This is a genomic window from Neomelitea salexigens DSM 19753, assembly GCF_000422345.1.
Taxonomy (GTDB): domain Bacteria; phylum Pseudomonadota; class Gammaproteobacteria; order Pseudomonadales; family Spongiibacteraceae; genus Spongiibacter; species Spongiibacter marinus_A.
The window spans coordinates 530,445-548,643 of sequence record NZ_AULP01000002.1; the positions used below are offsets into that span (position 1 = coordinate 530,445).

Here is an 18,199-nt window from a genome sequence, read left to right on the forward strand (position 1 = left end):
ATCACTTCATGCGCAGTACAATTTGCGAAATAGTTGTGAGACCCCAGCTACACTTATCGTAAGTTACTACCGTTAAAATTTTCCGCCACAAGGAAGTCTCTATGGCTGACGCTACCCGCCACTCTCTATTGTTAATACTGGTCGCCAGCAGCGCCGCCACCATGCCCAGCCATGCCCAGCTGTGGGATAACGAGGCACTTCCCGTTGTGCTTACACCCGCCCGCCTGAAACAAAGCCGCAGCGAGGTTCCCGCCAGTGTCAGTGTGATCGACCGTCAAATGATCATCGCATCGGGAATACGCCGTATCCCCGAATTATTTCGGCTGATACCCGGCACATCAGTTGGTGCACGCGACGGCTGGAACCACGTAGTCAGCTACCACGGCACAAATTATCGCGATTCGCGGCGTATGCAGGTGCTGATAGATGGACGCAGCATCTACCAAGCGGGCCTGGCGACGGTAAACTGGAACGATATTCCCCTGGCAATTGAAGACATCGAACGTATCGAAGTCGTCCGGGGCCCCTCCACGGCAAGTTACGGCGCCAATGCGTTTTTGGGCGTTATCAATATTATTACCCGTCACCCCGACGACGCCGACAAACTCTACCTGCAAGCCCGCAAGGGTGATAACCAGGTCGAGGACTACCTGCTCAGCCACGCCGGTAGCTTTGAGGGCGGCAAATACCGTTTGAGCCTCCAAAGCCGTCGCGATGATGGTTTTGAAATCAACCGCGACGGTGAAGACCGCCGCGACAGCGACAATAGCGACACACTGAACCTGCGCTATGAAAAGGCCCTCGACCAGGCCAACATCAGCTTGGCCATGGGCTACAAACAAGGCTGGGTGATCGATGACTTCGCCGATATCGATGTCACCTCACCCGATACCCGTCACCACAACCATTTTGTTTCGGCCAAAATTAGTTGGGACTTGAGCAAAGACCACCATCAACACTTACGCGTTGACTACTCCGGTCAAAAGCAGCAAAAAGAATGGCAGGCGGTACTACCTCCTGCGTTCATTGGTCAGCCCACCCATCCCTCACCACTGGTGCGCGTTGATGCCAACGAAAACAGCCGACAAACTCGCCAGGACATTGAGTTTCAAGACACCATGGTGTGGTCACCAGACCTAAAAACGGTGGCTGGCATTCACTTCAAACACAACCGGGTTAGCTCCGAGACGTACTACAATGGTAACCGCCGTAGTGACAGCACCCAGTTGTTTGCCAATGCCGAATACCGATTCAGCGATCGTGTTACGGGCAATGTCGGTGCGTCGTGGGAACAGGACAGCAACGACAATAAAGACCACCTCTCACCCAGACTTTCACTACACTACCATCTGGATAACCATCACAGTTTTCGCGCCGTCTACTCCGAGGCGGTGCGCAGCCCCGACCTACTGGAAACCACTGCCGATTGGACCTATCGCGCGAAAAACGTCACCCCCACGCACAATGGCCAAACGAGCGGCGACTATGTTGTGAAAGCAACCGGGAACCCAGATTTACGGGCGGAGAAAATTACTTCCCGCGAAATTGGCTACTACGCCAACTTTCAACACATCGGCTTGCAGTGGGATATAAAACTGTTTCGCGACCACCTAAGTAACCTTGTGTCAGACTCCACAGCACTGGATAAATTCTCCCCGGAGAACAGCAACCGGCTGCGCCAACAAGGCATAGAAACCGAGCTGGATTATCGCCCATCGCCCAACTGGCTTTTCCACGCCAGTTACGCCTACATCAACTCCGACACCACAACTCAAAATGAGGAGAGCTTCACTCCCAGCAATAGTTTCAGCGCGCTGCTCAGTTATAAATTTTTAAGCAATACTCAGCTTTCAATTAGCCGCTATTACAGCCAAAACACTCGTCGCCGGGGGAAAAATACCTTTTCACGATCAGATTTACGGCTGGCTCACACCTTGGCCCTACGCGGCGCTGAAGTGCAATTAGCCTACGTGGCACGATATCAGCATGACGATAACAGCGAACTGTTATCGGATAATTTTTACCGAGAAGAACTGCGACAGCTATTAACACTGAGCCTGCGCTACTAGCCGTAATGCATATCAACCTCGAGGAAGGAATCCTTGAAAACACTGCTTAAAGGACTTCAATACGCGCTACTACTGCTCCTGGCAGTGGCGGCGTATGGCAGTGATAAACCACCTTTAAAGGTCGACCTAGTGCTCCCTGTGGATAACGCTTCCCTACGGCAACTTGCCAGCGAAATTGCCAGCCCGAGCGACTACCACTTACAGGTTTATATCAACGAACTCCCAGACTCAAACCAAGCCGGAGAAGTGCTGTTGCTTGTCTCCGACGGGCTGCTGCCAATGATCAACAGCGCTCACTACCCGGCCAAACTAGCGCTGTATGCAAACAGTGTGCGCTTTAGCCCCTATCGAGCCGACAATGCCAGTGCCGTTTACTCAGACCAACCTATAGCCCGGCAAATGAAGCTGATTGACGCAATACTCAAGGGCAAGCCCGCGAGAATTGCCATGGCCTGGAAAAGCCCCAGTTATCACCAACAACTCGACCAGCTCACCGACCAATACCCTCAGTACCAATTTAATAGTGAACGAATACCGGCCGACGGGTCAGCCTCGCAGCGCAAATTAAATCGCTTGATCCAGCGCAGCGATGTGCTGCTGGCAACACCCGAGCAAAATCTCTATAACGCCGGTACCATCCGCAGCGTGCTACTGGCAACCTATCGCCACCGAAACTTTCTTATTGGTCCAAACGCCGGCTTTGTCAGCGCTGGCGCCCTGGCGTCTGTGGTATCAAAACCCAGCGACTACGCCGCTGAAGCAAAAGCGATGATCAATCATTACCGGGATCACGGCCGCCTGCCCAAAGCGCGCTATCCCCAGCGCTACAGTATCACCGTCAACCGCAACGTCGCCGATTCTCTGGGGTTGGTAATCGACGACGAGCAAAGCCTACTCAACACCTTGAGGGGGCAGTAAATGCGCGCGCGAAGAAGCCTCTTTCAACAGATTTTAATTGCCAGCCTGGCACCGATGCTGGTGTTATTTATTGCCCTGTTTTCCTACTCACTTGCCGCCCGACTCAGCGATGCCCAACGCTACCAGATCGACCTGGGTGAACGCATTGCGGAAAACGTCGCGGCCTTGATCGAACTTCCACTGATTAGCGGCAACGACAAACAACTCAATGACATTCTCAAATCGGCGCTGCAGGGCGATATTATCGCCTTACGCGTCTATCGCATTGGCGATAGCAAACCTATTAGCGTCACCCGAAACACCGCAAACGGGCCCGGTAACACCATCAGCATCCTGTTGGAGCAGCGCAGCATCGCCCTAACGGACGCCATCACCGGTGAACAGCTGCCGCCCATCAACAATATCCTTGGGCGACTGGAGCTGGATATCTCCAATGCCGGGCTAAACGCATTGCAGCGCCGCATTATCGCTGTGTCCATCAGTATTGCACTGCTGGCAATTCTTCTTGGCGCCGCCTTTGCCCTTCGCGTCAGCCGCCGTTTGTCGCGACCGCTCAGCGAAATTCAGCACGTCACGCAACAGATCGCCAGCGGCAAGCACGCCAGCCGCATCCAGCACTTAGCGCGTGGCGAACTCGGCGAACTGCAGCGCCATATCAACGACATGGCCGACGCCATAGAAGCCCAGCAGCGCGAACTCAGCGACTATGTAGAAGAGTTGAAACTCGCCAAAGGCGAAGCAGAAGAGGCCAGTATGGCCAAGAGCTTGTTCCTGGCCACCATGACCCACGAACTCAGAACGCCCATGAATGGCGCACTGGGCATGCTGCAGCTGCTGGCAAAAAGCGAACTGAATGAATCCCAACGCCACTACCTGGATATTGCCAAAAGCTCCAGCGAGCATTTACTCCACATCGTCAACGATATCCTCGACTACTCACGCATCGAAAAAGGCGATATGGAGCTCGAAGAGCGCTTCTTCCCGCCACAGTCACTGCTCGGCGAAATCCTTCAACCCATGAAGCTGGATGCGCAAAGTAAAGGTATCGTTTTTAACACCCATATCGACCCAGATCTGCGCCGTATCGAAATACGTGGCGACGAGACCCGGCTGCGACAGATTGTTATCAACCTCGCTGCCAATGCGGTCAAGTTCACCCACCAGGGCAAGGTCGATGTAAGTCTGGAGCAACAGCCTATCGATGCAGAAGCGGTGCAATTAACACTGCGCGTTAGCGACACCGGCATCGGCATTACCCCAGAGCAGCAGGCCCATATATTTGAAAGCTTCCACCAAGCCGATAACTCCACGGTTCGCCGCTATGGTGGCTCAGGGCTCGGTCTGGCCATCGTCAAGCGACTGAGCGAGCTGATGCAGGCCGAGATCCAGCTGAGCAGCCAGCCCGGTGAGGGCTCCTGTTTCACCGTGGTGTGGCGCACGCGCTATCGCAAGCTGGCTGCGCAAGCACAGGAGAACACGGTGGATGATGAGCAGTGTTTCTCTGGGCTCACCGCAATGGTGGTTGAAGACAACCCGGTCAATCAGCTGTTGGTCGCGCGCAGCCTCGAAGGTTGGGGGGCAGACGTCATTACGGCGAACAATGGCGCCGAAGCTATCCGCCAACTGGAGCAACACCACGCCGATGTGATCTTAATGGATCTGCAAATGCCGATTATGGACGGTTTTGAAGCGACGCTGCAGCTCCGCAGACGCTTGCATCAACACACCCCCGTAATCGCCCTAACGGCGAACACCGACCCAGAAACGCAACGTCGCTGCTTAAATGCAGGTATGAACGCCTTCCTCTCCAAACCGGTATCGCTAGAGCAATTGCGCAATAGCATTGCTAAACAGCTGTCCTAAGCCCATTTTTAGAGTATTTATCCCAAGGATAAGACCGGGATAGCCGCGGCTGAGCTTGTGAAAAACCCGTCTATAAAGCGGCACTTACTCACAAGCCGCCACAGCACGCCGATTTATCCACATTTCATCCCCAAACAGCCCACACCAAGATGACAGGATATCTGTGGATAAAAACGGTAGTTATACATCGTAAAAAACTATTAGATACAATAACTTATTAATCTTACTCACAGAAAAGGTGTTCCTTAACATCAGTATCAAGAATAAAAAAACATAAAACTATCAACATATATATTCATAAAATCTTATTCTTTAAACACAAAAAAAGAATTGATTAAAAATTCACCAATTCATTGCAGCCCACCCAGAACCCCGTATAATTTCGCCCCCAGTAAAATTACTCATTCAGGTGTTTTGTGGACTATCCGCAGCGTTTCGATGTCATTGTTATCGGTGGTGGCCATGCCGGTACTGAAGCCGCCTTGGCGGCTGCCCGTATGGGTAGCCAAACCCTATTGCTTACCCATAACATCGAGACGTTGGGACAAATGTCCTGCAACCCCGCCATTGGTGGCATCGGCAAGAGTCACCTTGTCAAAGAAGTTGATGCTCTTGGCGGCGCGATGGGTTTGGCCACCGATCGCGGCGGCATCCAATTTCGCGTGCTTAACGCTCGCAAAGGCCCGGCTGTTCGTGCGACTCGCGCCCAGGCTGACCGCGTACTCTACAAAGCCGCCGTGCGAGAAATTCTGGAAAACCAAGCAAACCTCGCCACTTTTCAGCAAGCGGTAGACGACCTGATCGTTGAAGGCGACAGTGTTCGCGGCGTGGTGACCAACATCGGCCTGAAATTCTATGCCAGCAGCGTTGTACTGACGGCGGGCACGTTCCTCGGCGGAAAAATCCACATCGGTCTGGATAACCACAGCGGTGGTCGCGCCGGAGACCAACCCTCCATTGCACTTGCGCACCGCCTTCGCGAACTGCCTTTCCGGGTAGATCGCTTGAAAACCGGCACGCCGCCGCGCATTGACGCAAAAACCGTCAACTTTGCTGGCCTCGAGCAACAGTGGGGCGATGAACCCCGCCCGGTAATGTCGTATCTGGGTGACCGAAGCATGCACCCCGAGCAAGTCTGCTGCTGGATTACCCATACCAACGAGCGCAGCCACGAGATTATTCGCAGTGGTTTAGACCGCTCGCCCATGTACACCGGCGTAATCGAGGGAATCGGTCCCCGCTACTGCCCGTCGATCGAAGACAAAGTCCATCGCTTTGCCGATAAAAACTCTCACCAGGTGTTCATCGAGCCCGAGGGCCTGAAAACACACGAGCTTTACCCCAATGGCATTTCCACCAGCCTGCCGTTTGATATTCAGCTGGCGCTGGTTCGCTCGATCAAGGGCTTTGAAAACGCCAATATGACGCGCCCCGGCTACGCCATTGAGTACGACTTCTTCGAGCCGCGTGACCTGAAGAACTCGCTGGAAACCAAATTCATTGCCGGTTTATTTTTTGCGGGTCAGATCAACGGCACCACCGGTTACGAAGAAGCCGCTGCCCAGGGTTTGTTGGCCGGTGCCAACGCCGCCTTGCTGGCGCAGGGCAAAGAGTCGTGGTGTCCGCGTCGCGACGAAGCCTACATCGGTGTGCTGGTTGACGACCTGATTACCATGGGCACCAAAGAGCCCTACCGCATGTTTACCTCGCGGGCGGAATATCGCCTGCTGCTGCGCGAAGACAATGCCGACCAGCGGCTCACCGAAAAGGGCCGTGAACTGGGCTTGGTCGACGATGCGCGCTGGGCCGCGTTCTGCGAAAAGCGCGAAGCCATCGAGCGCCAGCGCCAGCGTATGGCCAGTACGTGGATTCAACCGAATACTCCGCAAGCCGAGCAATTGGCGGCCAAGTTCAGCAAACCGATCAGTCACGAATACAATCTGCTCGACCTGCTAAAACGCCCGGAGCTGGGTTATGCCGACTTGGCGGACATGGTGCAAGACGGCGAAGCAGTGGTGGACGATGTCGCCGAGCAGATTGAAATTGGCGTGAAATACGCGGGCTACATCGAGCGCCAGAAAGACGAAATCGAGCGCCTGCGTCGCCATGAAGAAACGCCGTTGCCACTGGACTTTGACTACAGCGTGATCGAAGGTCTGAGCAACGAGATCAAACAAAAACTGGGCGACGCGCGACCGCAAACCCTCGCCCAAGCCTCGCGGATTCCCGGCGTGACCCCGGCCGCGGTATCGCTGTTACTGATTACGCTGAAAAAGCGCGGTCTGCTGGAAAGGAAGTCCGCCTGAGGTGAATGACGAACGCCAATTCCTAACGCGGGGTGTCCAAAAACTCGGGCTCTCGCTTACCGACGCCAATATCGACGCACTGCTCAACTACCTCGCCTTGCTGGTGAAGTGGAACCGCGCCTACAACCTCACAGCGGTGCGCGACCCCATGCAAATGGTCAGCCGCCACTTGCTGGATAGCCTGAGTGTTGCCAGCCTGGTCGATGGCCAGCGCATTCTCGATGTGGGCACCGGCCCCGGGCTGCCGGGCATTCCGCTGGCAATACTGTTCCCTGAGCGCCAGTTTGAACTGCTCGACAGCAACGGCAAGAAAACGCGGTTTTTGATCGAGGCCAAATTACAACTCGGCCTCGACAATGTGCAGGTGCACTGTTGCCGCGTAGAATCCCTGCGCGATGAACAGGGATTTGACGGCATTACCTCACGGGCATTTGCCTCGCTCGCCGACATGGCTGGCGGTTGTGAGCACTTACTCGCCCCGCAGGGAAAACTCTATGCCATGAAGGGGCAATACCCCGAGCAAGAGTTGAGTCAGTTGCCAAAACACTTTATCGTCGAAGCCTGTCATACTCTTTCCGTTCCCGGTGTCGACGAGGCCCGCCACTTGATGGTGATCGCCTCCCAGCACAGCGGTGAACATTCTGCGAGCGATCAATAGGGACCGGGCCGTGGCCACCATATTCGCGATCACCAACCAGAAAGGCGGCGTGGGGAAAACCACCACCAGTGTTAACCTGGCTGCGTCTCTGGCGGCGACAAAACGCCGCGTGCTGCTTATCGACCTCGACCCGCAAGGCAATGCCACCATGGGTTGCGGGGTGGATAAAAACGCGGCGGAGCACACGGTGTACGACGTATTGGTCGCCCAGCGCGCCATTGCAGATACCCGCACTGTGGCACCCGAAAGTGGTTTTGATGTACTGCCTGCCAACCAGGATCTCACCGCGGCAGAAGTCGAGCTGATCAATGAGATCGGCCGCGAATTCCGCTTGCGTGAAGCGCTAGCTGATATCGCCGATGACTACGACTACGTGCTGATCGACTGCCCGCCGTCGCTCAATATGCTCACCGTTAACGCACTGGCGGCTGCCGACGGCGTGATCATTCCCATGCAGTGTGAATACTATGCCCTGGAGGGCTTGAGTGCGCTGCTCAATACCATCAGCCGGGTGACTCAGCTGATAAACCCGCAGCTGCGTATCGAGGGAATACTTCGCACCATGTTCGACGGCCGCAACAGCCTGACCAACCAGGTTACCGACGAACTGCGCCACCACTTTGGCGACAAACTTTACAGCACCGTCATCCCGCGCAATGTGCGCCTGGCTGAGGCGCCCAGCCACGGCCTGCCGGTGCTGTACTACGACAAACAATCCAAAGGGGCTCTGGCCTACCTGGCCTTGGCCGGGGAAATTTTGCGTCGCGCAACATCCACTGAAGCGCCCGCCGCGGGCGGCCAGAACGAACAACAGGTTGAACACATCAATGGCTAAGAAACGAGGTTTAGGACGAGGCCTGGACGCCCTGCTGGGCGCCTCCGCAGAACCGGTAGCGATCGCTAATACCGCGACGAGCGTGGAGCAAGCCAGCGAGATAACCTCAGCGGCGGTGAGCGCCGCCGCCGTGGATGGCGAATTGAAAAACCTACCCATCGAATACCTGCAACGCGGCAAATACCAACCGCGCCGCGAAATGCCCGCCGAAGGCCTGGAAGAACTGGCCGAGTCCATTCGCTCCCAGGGCATTATGCAGCCGATTGTTGTGCGCCCCGTCGCCGACAATCGCTATGAAATTATCGCCGGTGAGCGCCGTTGGCGCGCCAGCCAGTTGGCCGGTTTAGAATCCGTACCCGCGCTGATTCGCGAAGTGCCCGACGAAGCCGCGGCGGCGATGGCACTGATCGAAAACCTGCAGCGTGAAGACCTCAACCCCATGGAAGAGGCCTTGGCGCTGGTTCGCCTGCAACAAGAATTTGAACTCACCCACGCTGAAATTGCCGGCCTGGTGGGCAAATCGCGCACCACCATCACCAACCTGCTGCGCCTCACCGGGCTGCGCGACGACGTGCAAACCCTGCTGGAAAATGGCGATATTGAAATGGGCCACGGTCGCGCCCTGCTGGGCCTGCCCGCCGAGCAACAGAGCAGCGCCGCTGCTACCGTTGTCAGCCGAGGTTTATCGGTGCGCCAGACTGAAGCCCTGGTGCGACGCTTGGTTGACGAGGCCAAAAGCCCCGCCAAATCCAGCCCGCGCATCGACCCCGACATCAAACAATTACAAGACAGTCTGTCCGAAAAACTCGGCTCCCCTGTGCAAATTCAGCACGGCGCCAAAGGCCGCGGAAAACTCACCATAAAATACAGCAGCCTGGACGAATTGGACGGAATTCTCAGCCATATGAAATAGCTTATTTGGTGGCAACAATGTAGCGGTGCTACCCCATCTGGTAGCAAGGTAAAATAACCCCGCGAATTGTGCTGCTAAATTCCTGATATTGTTAACGAATTGCGAATTGTGCTTATTGCAGACTTTGGTCGCATAAATGGTAAATCGGTTGATCCTTAGCCAATGACCACCTATAATTCGCCCCGCTTTTTGGACAAGCAAAAAATGCGTTGCAGCGACAGGTAAACAGGGCAATGACAGCAACACAGCGGCAGCAGAAAACTGCGCTAGCCACCGTCAAACCCCCACTGCTAAAAATTTATGGTCTGCAATGCATCGTGCTGCTTGTCGCAAGCGGGTTTACATATTCAATTAACGGGGTGGTTGCAAAATCCCTGTTAATCGGTGGGCTGATTTCCGTTTTACCCAATGCCTATTTTGCGCGCCAGGTTTTTAAGTACGCCGGCGCGGCATACGCGCGCGAGGTAAATCAATCATTCTACCGGGCAGAAGCGGGCAAATTTATTGCGACGGTTGGGCTGTTTGCCGCCACGTTCGCAATGGTTAGACCCCTTTCCGCCGTCGCCGTATTTTCGGCATACCTGGTGGGTATGCTTTTAAACACCTTGCTGGTGGCCGTGTTGAAAAACACCGGCGCAAGGTAAAAAACAGTTTCTAAGTTTTGCAATGAGAGTGACATATGGCAGCTGAATCGCAGTCGACTGTTGGATATATCCAGCACCATTTAACCAATCTCACCTATGGCAAGCTTCCTGCTGGCTACGAGCGCCTTGATAGCGAAGGCCACGTGCACGAAGTGCTGGCGGCAGACACTTGGACGCTGGCACACAGCGGCCAAGAAGCGGCGGACATGGGTTTCATGGCTATCCACGTTGACTCCATGTTGTGGTCAATTGGTCTAGGCTTTTTGTTCCTGTTGTTTTTTGCCCGCATCGCCAAGCGTGCTCACAGCGGTATTCCCCGCGGCGCACAAAATGCGGTAGAAATGGTTATCGGCTTTATCGACCAAACAGTTAAAGACGGTTTCCACCACAAAAACGCCATGATCGCGCCAATGGCACTGACTATTTTCATGTGGATCTTCCTGATGAACGCGATGGACCTTGTGCCCGTCGACTGGATTCCACAGCTTGCTGCATTGATCAGCGGCGACCCGCACTTCTACTTCAAAGTGGTTCCCACAACTGATCCCAACGTCACCTTGGGCATGGGCTTCACCATTTTCGGCCTGATGGTTTACTTCACCATCGTGAAAAAAGGCTTTATGGGCTTTGTAAAAGAACTCACTCTGCACCCGTTCCATCACCCCAAGTGGTACGTGAACGTGTTCCTGGTGCCAATCAACTTCGCGCTTGAGGCGATCTCGTGGATCTCCAAGCCGATCTCTCTGGGTCTGCGACTGTTCGGTAACATGTACGCCGGTGAGATGATTTTCATTCTGATCGCCACAATGTTCGGCGCCGGACTGATTCTGGGACTCTTTGCAGGTGTGTTGCAGTGGGCGTGGGCAGTTTTCCACATCCTTGTTATTACACTGCAGGCCTTCGTCTTCATGGTACTGACCATTGTCTACATGGCAACGGCGCACCAGATCGAAGAAGAAGACCAGTTCCACTAAGGTATTTGCTTTAACTAACTAACTTTTCTTAACTTAAAATGTAGGAGAACTACCATGGGTTTGGCTCTGATTGCTGTTTCACTGATGATCGGTTTTGGCGCACTGGGTACTGCGATTGGTTTCGCACTGCTGGGCGGTAAACTGCTGGAAGGCTCTGCTCGTCAGCCTGAACTGGCGCCAATGCTGCAAGGTAAAATGTTCCTGATCGCTGGTCTGCTCGACGCCGTTCCAATGATCGGTGTTGGTATCGCTATGTACGTTCTGTTCGTTGTTGTTCCCGGCCTGCCCGCTTAATTGCACGCATTCGGAATACGACACGTTCAGCAACTTGATATAGCAGAGGTATCGGCGTGAATATTAATCTCACACTGATTGGACAATCGATCACCTTCCTGTTCTTCGTATGGTTCTGCCACGCATTTGTGTGGGGATACATTCGCAAGGCAATGGAAGAGCGTGAAAAGCAGATTGCTGACGGTCTTGATGCCGCAGACCGCGCGGGTCGCGATCTTGAGCTTGCTCAGGAAAAAGCTGCCAAGCAGCTTCGCGAAGCCAAAGCGGAAGCGGCTTCCATCATTGATGCTGCCAACAAGCGCGCCAATCAAATTATTGATGAAGCGAAAGAGTCTGCACGTACTGAAGGCGATCGCCTGAAAGCAGCAGCCCAAGCCGAAGTAGAGCAGGAAATGAACCGTGCGAAAGAAGCACTGCGTTCACAGGTGGCTAAACTGGCATTGGCAGGTGCTGAAAAAGTACTGGAAGCGTCTATCGATGAGTCTGTTCATAAAGACATGGTCGACAAGCTGGCCGCAGGCCTGTAAGCGAGGTTGACATGGCTGAATTGAGCACAATGGCTAGACCCTACGCCAAGGCGGCTTTCGAGCACGCCCTGGCTTCTTCGGCATTAGGTGAGTGGTCACAAATGCTGGCAACGGCAGCCGCTGTCGCCAGCCAGGAAGCGGTAGCCAAGCTGCTGTCTTCTCCGGCCATCACCAGCGAGCAGCAAGCGCAGAAATTTATCGACGTCTGCGGCGATGCACTCAATGCCGGCGGTGAAAATTTCATCAGGATTCTCGCAGAAAACAAGCGCTTGGCATTACTGCCGTTAATCAGCGAATTGTTTGACGCGCACAAAGCCGTCCAGGAGAAATCTGTGGACGTCGAGCTGACGACAGCGTTCGCGCTGGACTCAGAATCCGAGCAACGTCTTGCCGACGTTTTGAGCAAAAAACTGCAACGCCAGGTGAAGGTAAGCAGCCACGAAGATCGCAGCCTGTTGGGCGGCGTTGTGGTTCGCACCGGCGACCTGGTTATAGATGGCTCGGTGCGCGGTCGCTTAGCGAAACTCGCTGAAGCAGTAAATTCCTGAGCGTTTAAGAGAATAGGATTGAGGAACAGAGCATGCAGCAACTGAACCCCTCCGAGATTAGCGATATTATCAAGCAGCGCATCGAAAAATTAGATGTGACCGCTGAGGCCCAAAATGAGGGCACTATCGTCTCGGTATCAGACGGTATCGTACGTATCCACGGCCTGACCGATGTGATGTACGGTGAAATGATCGAATTCGAAGGTGGCCATTTCGGTATGGCACTTAACCTCGAGCGCGATTCAGTCGGCGCCGTAGTCCTGGGTGACTACTTTGACATCGCCGAAGGCCAAACTTGTAAATGTACCGGCCGTATCTTGGAAGTACCCGTAGGCCCCGAACTTCAGGGTCGCGTTATCGACGCACTGGGTAACCCCATCGACGGTAAAGGTCCCATCGACGCCAAACTCACAGACGCAGTTGAAAAAGTTGCTCCCGGTGTAATCTGGCGTAAGTCGGTCGACCAGCCCGTGCAAATCGGTCTGAAAGCCGTTGACTCCATGGTACCCATCGGCCGTGGCCAGCGTGAGCTGATCATCGGTGACCGCCAGATCGGTAAAACAGCCATCGCTGTTGACGCCATCATCAACCAGAAAGACTCAGGCATTAAGTGTGTCTACGTCGCTGTTGGCCAGAAGGCCTCTTCTATTGCCGCCGTTGTGCGCAAACTTGAAGAACACGGCGCTATGGACCACACCGTTGTCGTAGCCGCGACCGCGTCTGATCCTGCATCTATGCAGTTCATCGCACCGTTCACCGGCTGTACTATCGGCGAATACTACCGCGACCGCGGTGAAGACGCGCTGATCATCTACGATGACCTGACCAAGCAAGCCTGGGCTTACCGCCAGATCTCGCTGCTGCTGCGTCGTCCGCCAGGCCGTGAAGCCTACCCCGGTGACGTATTCTACCTCCACTCGCGTCTGTTGGAGCGTGCTGCACGAGTTTCTGAAGAGTACGTAGAAAAATTCACCAACGGTGAAGTAAAAGGCAAAACCGGTTCATTGACCGCACTGCCTGTTATCGAAACCCAGGCGGGTGACGTTTCTGCTTTCGTACCGACCAACGTAATCTCGATCACCGACGGTCAGATCTTCCTCGAAACCGACATGTTCAACGCCGGTATTCGTCCGTCAATGAACGCCGGTATCTCGGTATCGCGTGTTGGTGGTGCAGCGCAGACAAAAGTAATCAAGAAACTGTCCGGTGGTATTCGTACCGCACTGGCTCAGTACCGCGAACTGGCGGCCTTCTCCCAGTTTGCTTCTGACCTCGACGACGCAACCAAAGCTCAGCTTGAGCAAGGTGAGCGCGTAACCGAGCTGATGAAGCAGAAGCAATACAGCCCAATGAGCATTGCCGATATGGCTCTGTCACTGTACTGCGCGAACGAAGGTCACCTGAAAGACGTTGAAGTAAACAAGGTACTGGACTTCGAAGCGGCGATCCTGGCATTCGCACACGCTGAATACAGCGACGTGATGAAGCAGATCAACGACACCGGCAGCTGGAATGACGAGCTGGAAGGCAAGTTCAAAGAACTGGTCGAAAAGTTCAAGTCAACACAGACTTGGTAAGACGGATAAAGCGCTCTCCCGGGAGCGCTTTACTGCTTGAGGATTTTTAATCATGGCAGGTGCAAAAGAAATACGCACCCAGATCTCCAGCATCAAGAGCACGCAAAAAATCACTAGCGCCATGGAAATGGTTGCGGCGAGTAAAATGCGTAAAGCTCAAGATCGCATGGAAGTGGGTAAGCCCTACGCGCAGCGTATGCGCGCAGTGGTTGGGCATATCGCCAATGCAAATCCGGAATACCGTCATCAATATATGGAAGAGCGCGACGTTAAGCGCGTTGGCTTTGTTATCGTTTCTACAGACCGCGGTCTGTGTGGCGGCCTGAACACCAACCTGTTCAAGCAAGCTATTAAAGAAATGCAAAGCTGGTCCAACAAAAACGTCGACGTTGATCTTTGCCTGATTGGTGGCAAAGCAGCGGGCTTCTTCAACAGCTTTGGCGGCAACATTGTTGCATCAGTGCGCGACATGGGCGAAGCGCCCAGCGTTAGCGACCTGATCGGCTCTGTTAAAACCATGCTGGACGCCTATAGCGAAGGCCGGATTGATCGTCTTTACCTGGTGGGCAATGAGTTTATCAACACCATGACTCAAACGCCGTTTGTTCGCCAACTGCTGCCATTGGAAGCAGAGCAAGACGACAGCTTGAAACATCACTGGGACTACATTTACGAGCCCACTCCAGAAGAACTACTGGAAGGTCTGCTGACTCGCTACGTTGAGTCACAGGTATACCAAACAGTAGTTGAAAACGGAGCATGTGAACAAGCTGCCCGGATGATCGCGATGAAGAGCGCTACCGACAACGCTGGCGAAATCATCGACGGTCTGCAATTGGTTTACAACAAAGCCCGTCAGGCAGCGATTACGCAAGAGCTGTCAGAGATTGTTGGCGGTGCTGCAGCGGTATCGTCATAAGGCGATACCGGCAACGGATTTTGAAATTTTTAAGGTTTTTAAGAGGAACCTAACATGAGTAGCGGACGTATCGTACAAGTCATCGGCGCCGTTATCGACGTGGAGTTTCCGCGCGATTCTGTGCCACAGGTTTATGATGCACTGAAAGTGACTGACAGCGGCCTGACGCTGGAAGTACAACAGCAATTGGGTGATGGCGTGGTTCGCGCGATCGCGTTGGGTTCTTCTGAAGGCCTGCGTCGCGGACTGGATGTCGACAACACCAAAGAAAAAATCAAAGTACCCGTGGGCACCGAAACACTCGGTCGCATCATGGACGTACTGGGTAACCCCATCGACGAATGTGGTCCCATCGGTGAAAAAGAGCGCATGGAAATTCACCGCGCTGCACCGAAGTACGAAGAGCTTGCAGCGTCTTCTGACCTGCTGGAAACCGGCATTAAGGTTATCGACCTGGTTTGCCCGTTTGCCAAGGGTGGTAAAGTTGGTCTGTTCGGTGGTGCCGGTGTTGGTAAAACCGTAAACATGATGGAACTGATCAACAACATCGCAACTGAGCACAGCGGTCTGTCTGTATTCGCAGGTGTTGGTGAGCGTACTCGTGAGGGTAACGACTTCTACCACGAAATGCAGGAAGCCGGCGTTGTAAACGTTGAAGAATTCGCGAAATCAAAAGTAGCGATGGTATACGGCCAGATGAATGAGCCACCGGGCAACCGCCTGCGTGTAGCACTGACTGGTCTGACCATGGCTGAAAAATTCCGTGACGAAGGTCGTGACGTACTGTTGTTCGTCGACAACATCTACCGTTACACACTGGCCGGTACCGAAGTATCAGCACTGCTGGGTCGTATGCCTTCAGCGGTAGGTTACCAGCCCACACTGGCGGAAGAGATGGGTGTTCTTCAGGAACGTATCACCTCAACCAAAACCGGTTCTATCACTTCTATCCAGGCGGTATACGTACCGGCGGATGACTTGACTGACCCCTCGCCAGCAACCACCTTTGCTCACTTGGATTCAACGGTAGTACTTAGCCGTGACATCGCAGCAAAAGGTATCTACCCAGCGGTAGACCCACTGGACTCTACTTCACGTCAGCTTGACCCACTGCTGGTTGGTCAAGAGCACTACGAAGTAGCCCGCGGCGTACAGACTGTACTTCAGCGCTACAAAGAGCTGAAAGACATCATCGCTATCCTGGGTATGGACGAGCTGTCTGAAGAAGACAAAATGACCGTAGAACGCGCACGTAAAATCGAGCGCTTCCTGTCACAGCCTTTCCACGTTGCTGAAATCTTCACCGGCAGCCCCGGTAAGTACGTGTCTCTGAAAGACACCATCGCCAGCTTCAAAGGCATTCTGAACGGTGACTACGATCACCTGCCAGAGCAGGCTTTCTACATGGTTGGTACCATCGAAGAAGCAATCGAGAAAGCGTCAAAACTGTAAGTCCGCGCAAGCGGGCTTCACGCCTAAGAGGCTGAAGATATGGCTATGACAATACATTGCGACATCGTAAGCGCCGAAGAGGAAATCTTCTCCGGCCGCGCCAAACTGATCGTTGCCAATGGCATTCAGGGTGACCTGGGTGTGACCTACGGTCACGCCCCGCTGTTAACCTCACTCGAGCCCGGCCCCGTACGCATCGTACTGGACAACGGCGAAGAGCAGGTTTACTACGTCTCCGGTGGCTACCTCGAAGTCCAGCCCAATGTTGTGAGCATTCTTGCCGACACAGCATTGCGCGCCGACGACCTCGACGAAGCCGCTGCTCTGGAAGCACAGAAAGAAGCTCAGCATGCCATGACGAACCAAAGCGCCGATATCGATTATTCGCGCGCCGCGGCTCAATTGGCAGCAGCCACTGCACAGCTGCGTACCCTGCAGCAAATTCGCAAGGCGATGGGCAAGTAATTCCCTTTGGGAGTTACAGAAAAAGGCGGCTTAGGCCGCCTTTTTTTATGCCTGTAAAACAGCCCTACCAACTCAACAATTCCCTTCCTTTCAATCAACGTGTCCGCATGAATGTAGGAGCGGGCCTGACCGCGACCAACCACAGGTTTACTTGTAGATACCCTGTTCAAGCGCAAGCATTTTTCGCATGGCAATCACTAAAAAGCAGCGAGGAATCGAACGGAGTATCCGTCTTAATACAGGCCCACAGGCCTGTCAGATACTTACGCATTACAGCCACAAGAGCCTGTAACTTGGTTTTCCCGCGGGCCACCAGGGCCTCGTAAAATGCCTTGGCATTCGGATCAAAGCGCACGGCTGACATGGCAGGCATATACAACGCAGAGCGTATGTACACATTCCCCACTTTACTGATCCGTGAGGCCTGATGAACGCTGCTTCCGGATTGGTGCAGGCGTATATCCAGCCCCGCATGACGACTTACCTGAGCGGATTTCAGGTGATCCGGCAAGACGCATAGTTCAGCGAGCAACGAGAGGGCCGTTGCCTCCGCGATGCCCTTGGCCGCGCAGAAGTGCGTATACAAGCGTTTGAGCTCAGCTGATTGTTCCAGAAGCTCCATCGCAGCCTGTTTGAGCCGGTCAATACGCCGATCCAGCATCTCAATCGCCTCCTGCTCATCTTCAACAAGCAGCGTGGGCGTAGACTGGGTGGCCTTCATGGCATGGAGGCGGTTCTTTGCCTGCGTTCGGCTACCGGTCAGGCGGTTAATCTGCCTTCCAAGGCTTCGAATGGACTGACGGTGATGATCTGGCGGTGTCCATAACCGCGGCTCCATACGCATGCCGTACTCGGCCAGCAGCGCCGCGTCTATGCTGTCGGTCTTGCTGTTCTGTAGTTTGATATTGGCGAAGTGCTTGGTGCTCTTGGGGTTGATCACCGCCACAGGCAGACCTGCCTCAGCCAGAGCTACCGCCAGATCAAAGTAATACACGCCCGTTGCTTCCATGACGATGCACTTCGGTTGACGCTTCTTCATCGTGGACACCAGTGAATTGTGTCCATCCGGAGACTGCTTGTACTGCTTGGGCTTGCCAAACTTCCCCTCCTCACAGGCCACAACATCCACACAGCTAGCACCAATATCCACCCCAACAAATAAAGACATACCCTTCACTCGCAACGCTAAATTAACGACAATAGTCACAGGTTCCCCGACCTCGCACTGACTTACCTG

The 18,199-nt window shown here is 54.2% G+C and carries 17 protein-coding genes; 16 read left to right on the forward strand and 1 reads right to left on the reverse strand.

Annotation, left to right across the window (positions count from 1 at the left end):
- Positions 1–101: 101 nt before the first annotated feature.
- From H573_RS0105845 to H573_RS0105920, 16 genes are all read left to right on the forward strand, one after another.
- A complete protein-coding gene (locus tag H573_RS0105845; RefSeq protein WP_027873448.1) occupies positions 102–2,069 on the forward strand; it encodes a TonB-dependent receptor plug domain-containing protein in 1,968 nt (655 codons plus the stop codon).
- Between the two features lie 33 nt (positions 2,070–2,102).
- Positions 2,103–2,987: a type 1 periplasmic-binding domain-containing protein gene (locus H573_RS0105850; RefSeq protein ID WP_027873449.1), complete on the forward strand. Its 885-nt coding sequence runs from the start codon at positions 2,103–2,105 to the stop codon at positions 2,985–2,987.
- Positions 2,988–4,850, forward strand: a complete 1,863-nt coding sequence (locus H573_RS17205; protein WP_051171042.1) for an ATP-binding protein — start codon at positions 2,988–2,990, stop codon at positions 4,848–4,850.
- Between the two features lie 416 nt (positions 4,851–5,266).
- Positions 5,267–7,156: a tRNA uridine-5-carboxymethylaminomethyl(34) synthesis enzyme MnmG gene (gene mnmG / locus H573_RS0105860; protein WP_027873450.1), complete on the forward strand. Its 1,890-nt coding sequence runs from the start codon at positions 5,267–5,269 to the stop codon at positions 7,154–7,156.
- A gap of 1 nt (position 7,157) precedes the next feature.
- Entirely contained in the window at positions 7,158–7,814 is a 657-nt protein-coding gene (gene rsmG, locus H573_RS17210) for a 16S rRNA (guanine(527)-N(7))-methyltransferase RsmG (RefSeq protein ID WP_036255790.1), read from the forward strand.
- A 10-nt stretch (positions 7,815–7,824) separates the two neighbouring features.
- Entirely contained in the window at positions 7,825–8,649 is an 825-nt protein-coding gene (locus H573_RS17215; RefSeq protein WP_036255792.1) for a ParA family protein, read from the forward strand.
- Complete coding sequence (locus H573_RS0105875) at positions 8,642–9,562, forward strand: ParB/RepB/Spo0J family partition protein (RefSeq protein WP_027873451.1); 921 nt, start codon at positions 8,642–8,644, stop codon at positions 9,560–9,562. The genes H573_RS17215 and H573_RS0105875 overlap by 8 nt, the downstream gene beginning before the upstream one ends.
- A gap of 233 nt (positions 9,563–9,795) precedes the next feature.
- Positions 9,796–10,206 carry an ATP synthase subunit I gene (locus H573_RS17220; protein WP_051171043.1) on the forward strand — a complete coding sequence of 137 codons (411 nt, stop codon included), beginning with the start codon at positions 9,796–9,798 and terminating at the stop codon, positions 10,204–10,206.
- 35 nt (positions 10,207–10,241) lie between these two features.
- Positions 10,242–11,180, forward strand: coding sequence for a F0F1 ATP synthase subunit A (gene atpB, locus H573_RS0105885; protein WP_027873452.1), 939 nt, complete (start codon positions 10,242–10,244; stop codon positions 11,178–11,180).
- A 54-nt stretch (positions 11,181–11,234) separates the two neighbouring features.
- On the forward strand, positions 11,235–11,474 hold the full coding sequence (gene atpE / locus H573_RS0105890) for a F0F1 ATP synthase subunit C (RefSeq protein ID WP_022958922.1): 240 nt from the start codon (positions 11,235–11,237) through the stop codon (positions 11,472–11,474).
- Positions 11,475–11,530: 56 nt separating this feature from the next.
- On the forward strand, positions 11,531–12,001 hold the full coding sequence (locus H573_RS0105895) for a F0F1 ATP synthase subunit B (RefSeq protein WP_027873453.1): 471 nt from the start codon (positions 11,531–11,533) through the stop codon (positions 11,999–12,001).
- An 11-nt stretch (positions 12,002–12,012) separates the two neighbouring features.
- On the forward strand, positions 12,013–12,549 hold the full coding sequence (locus H573_RS0105900; protein WP_027873454.1) for a F0F1 ATP synthase subunit delta: 537 nt from the start codon (positions 12,013–12,015) through the stop codon (positions 12,547–12,549).
- 32 nt (positions 12,550–12,581) lie between these two features.
- On the forward strand, positions 12,582–14,126 hold the full coding sequence (gene atpA, locus H573_RS0105905; protein WP_027873455.1) for a F0F1 ATP synthase subunit alpha: 1,545 nt from the start codon (positions 12,582–12,584) through the stop codon (positions 14,124–14,126).
- Positions 14,127–14,178: 52 nt separating this feature from the next.
- Positions 14,179–15,045 (forward strand): F0F1 ATP synthase subunit gamma, encoded by an 867-nt coding sequence (atpG, locus tag H573_RS0105910; protein WP_027873456.1) that lies wholly within the window; start codon positions 14,179–14,181, stop codon positions 15,043–15,045.
- Positions 15,046–15,099: 54 nt separating this feature from the next.
- Positions 15,100–16,497: a F0F1 ATP synthase subunit beta gene (atpD, locus tag H573_RS0105915; RefSeq protein WP_027873457.1), complete on the forward strand. Its 1,398-nt coding sequence runs from the start codon at positions 15,100–15,102 to the stop codon at positions 16,495–16,497.
- Positions 16,498–16,536: 39 nt separating this feature from the next.
- On the forward strand, positions 16,537–16,962 hold the full coding sequence (locus H573_RS0105920) for a F0F1 ATP synthase subunit epsilon (protein ID WP_027873458.1): 426 nt from the start codon (positions 16,537–16,539) through the stop codon (positions 16,960–16,962).
- Between the two features lie 166 nt (positions 16,963–17,128).
- Here the strand turns inward: H573_RS0105920 and H573_RS0105925 are convergent.
- Positions 17,129–18,199 (reverse strand): IS110 family RNA-guided transposase (locus H573_RS0105925; RefSeq protein ID WP_205618900.1); only part of this gene is annotated, 1,071 nt, incomplete at its 5' end.

What these genes read in the sequence shown, in the direction of transcription:
- H573_RS17220 (WP_051171043.1), top strand. Translation starts at nt 9,796, where the DNA reads ATGACAGCAACACAGCGGCAGCAGAAAACTGCGCTAGCCACCGTCAAA.
- atpB (WP_027873452.1), top strand. Translation starts at nt 10,242, where the DNA reads ATGGCAGCTGAATCGCAGTCGACTGTTGGATATATCCAGCACCATTTA.
- atpD (WP_027873457.1), top strand. Translation starts at nt 15,100, where the DNA reads ATGAGTAGCGGACGTATCGTACAAGTCATCGGCGCCGTTATCGACGTG.
- atpA (WP_027873455.1), top strand. Translation starts at nt 12,582, where the DNA reads ATGCAGCAACTGAACCCCTCCGAGATTAGCGATATTATCAAGCAGCGC.
- H573_RS0105900 (WP_027873454.1), top strand. Translation starts at nt 12,013, where the DNA reads ATGGCTGAATTGAGCACAATGGCTAGACCCTACGCCAAGGCGGCTTTC.
- H573_RS17205 (WP_051171042.1), top strand. Translation starts at nt 2,988, where the DNA reads ATGCGCGCGCGAAGAAGCCTCTTTCAACAGATTTTAATTGCCAGCCTG.
- atpE (WP_022958922.1), top strand. Translation starts at nt 11,235, where the DNA reads ATGGGTTTGGCTCTGATTGCTGTTTCACTGATGATCGGTTTTGGCGCA.
- H573_RS0105875 (WP_027873451.1), top strand. Translation starts at nt 8,642, where the DNA reads ATGGCTAAGAAACGAGGTTTAGGACGAGGCCTGGACGCCCTGCTGGGC.
- H573_RS0105845 (WP_027873448.1), top strand. Translation starts at nt 102, where the DNA reads ATGGCTGACGCTACCCGCCACTCTCTATTGTTAATACTGGTCGCCAGC.
- H573_RS0105920 (WP_027873458.1), top strand. Translation starts at nt 16,537, where the DNA reads ATGGCTATGACAATACATTGCGACATCGTAAGCGCCGAAGAGGAAATC.
- atpG (WP_027873456.1), top strand. Translation starts at nt 14,179, where the DNA reads ATGGCAGGTGCAAAAGAAATACGCACCCAGATCTCCAGCATCAAGAGC.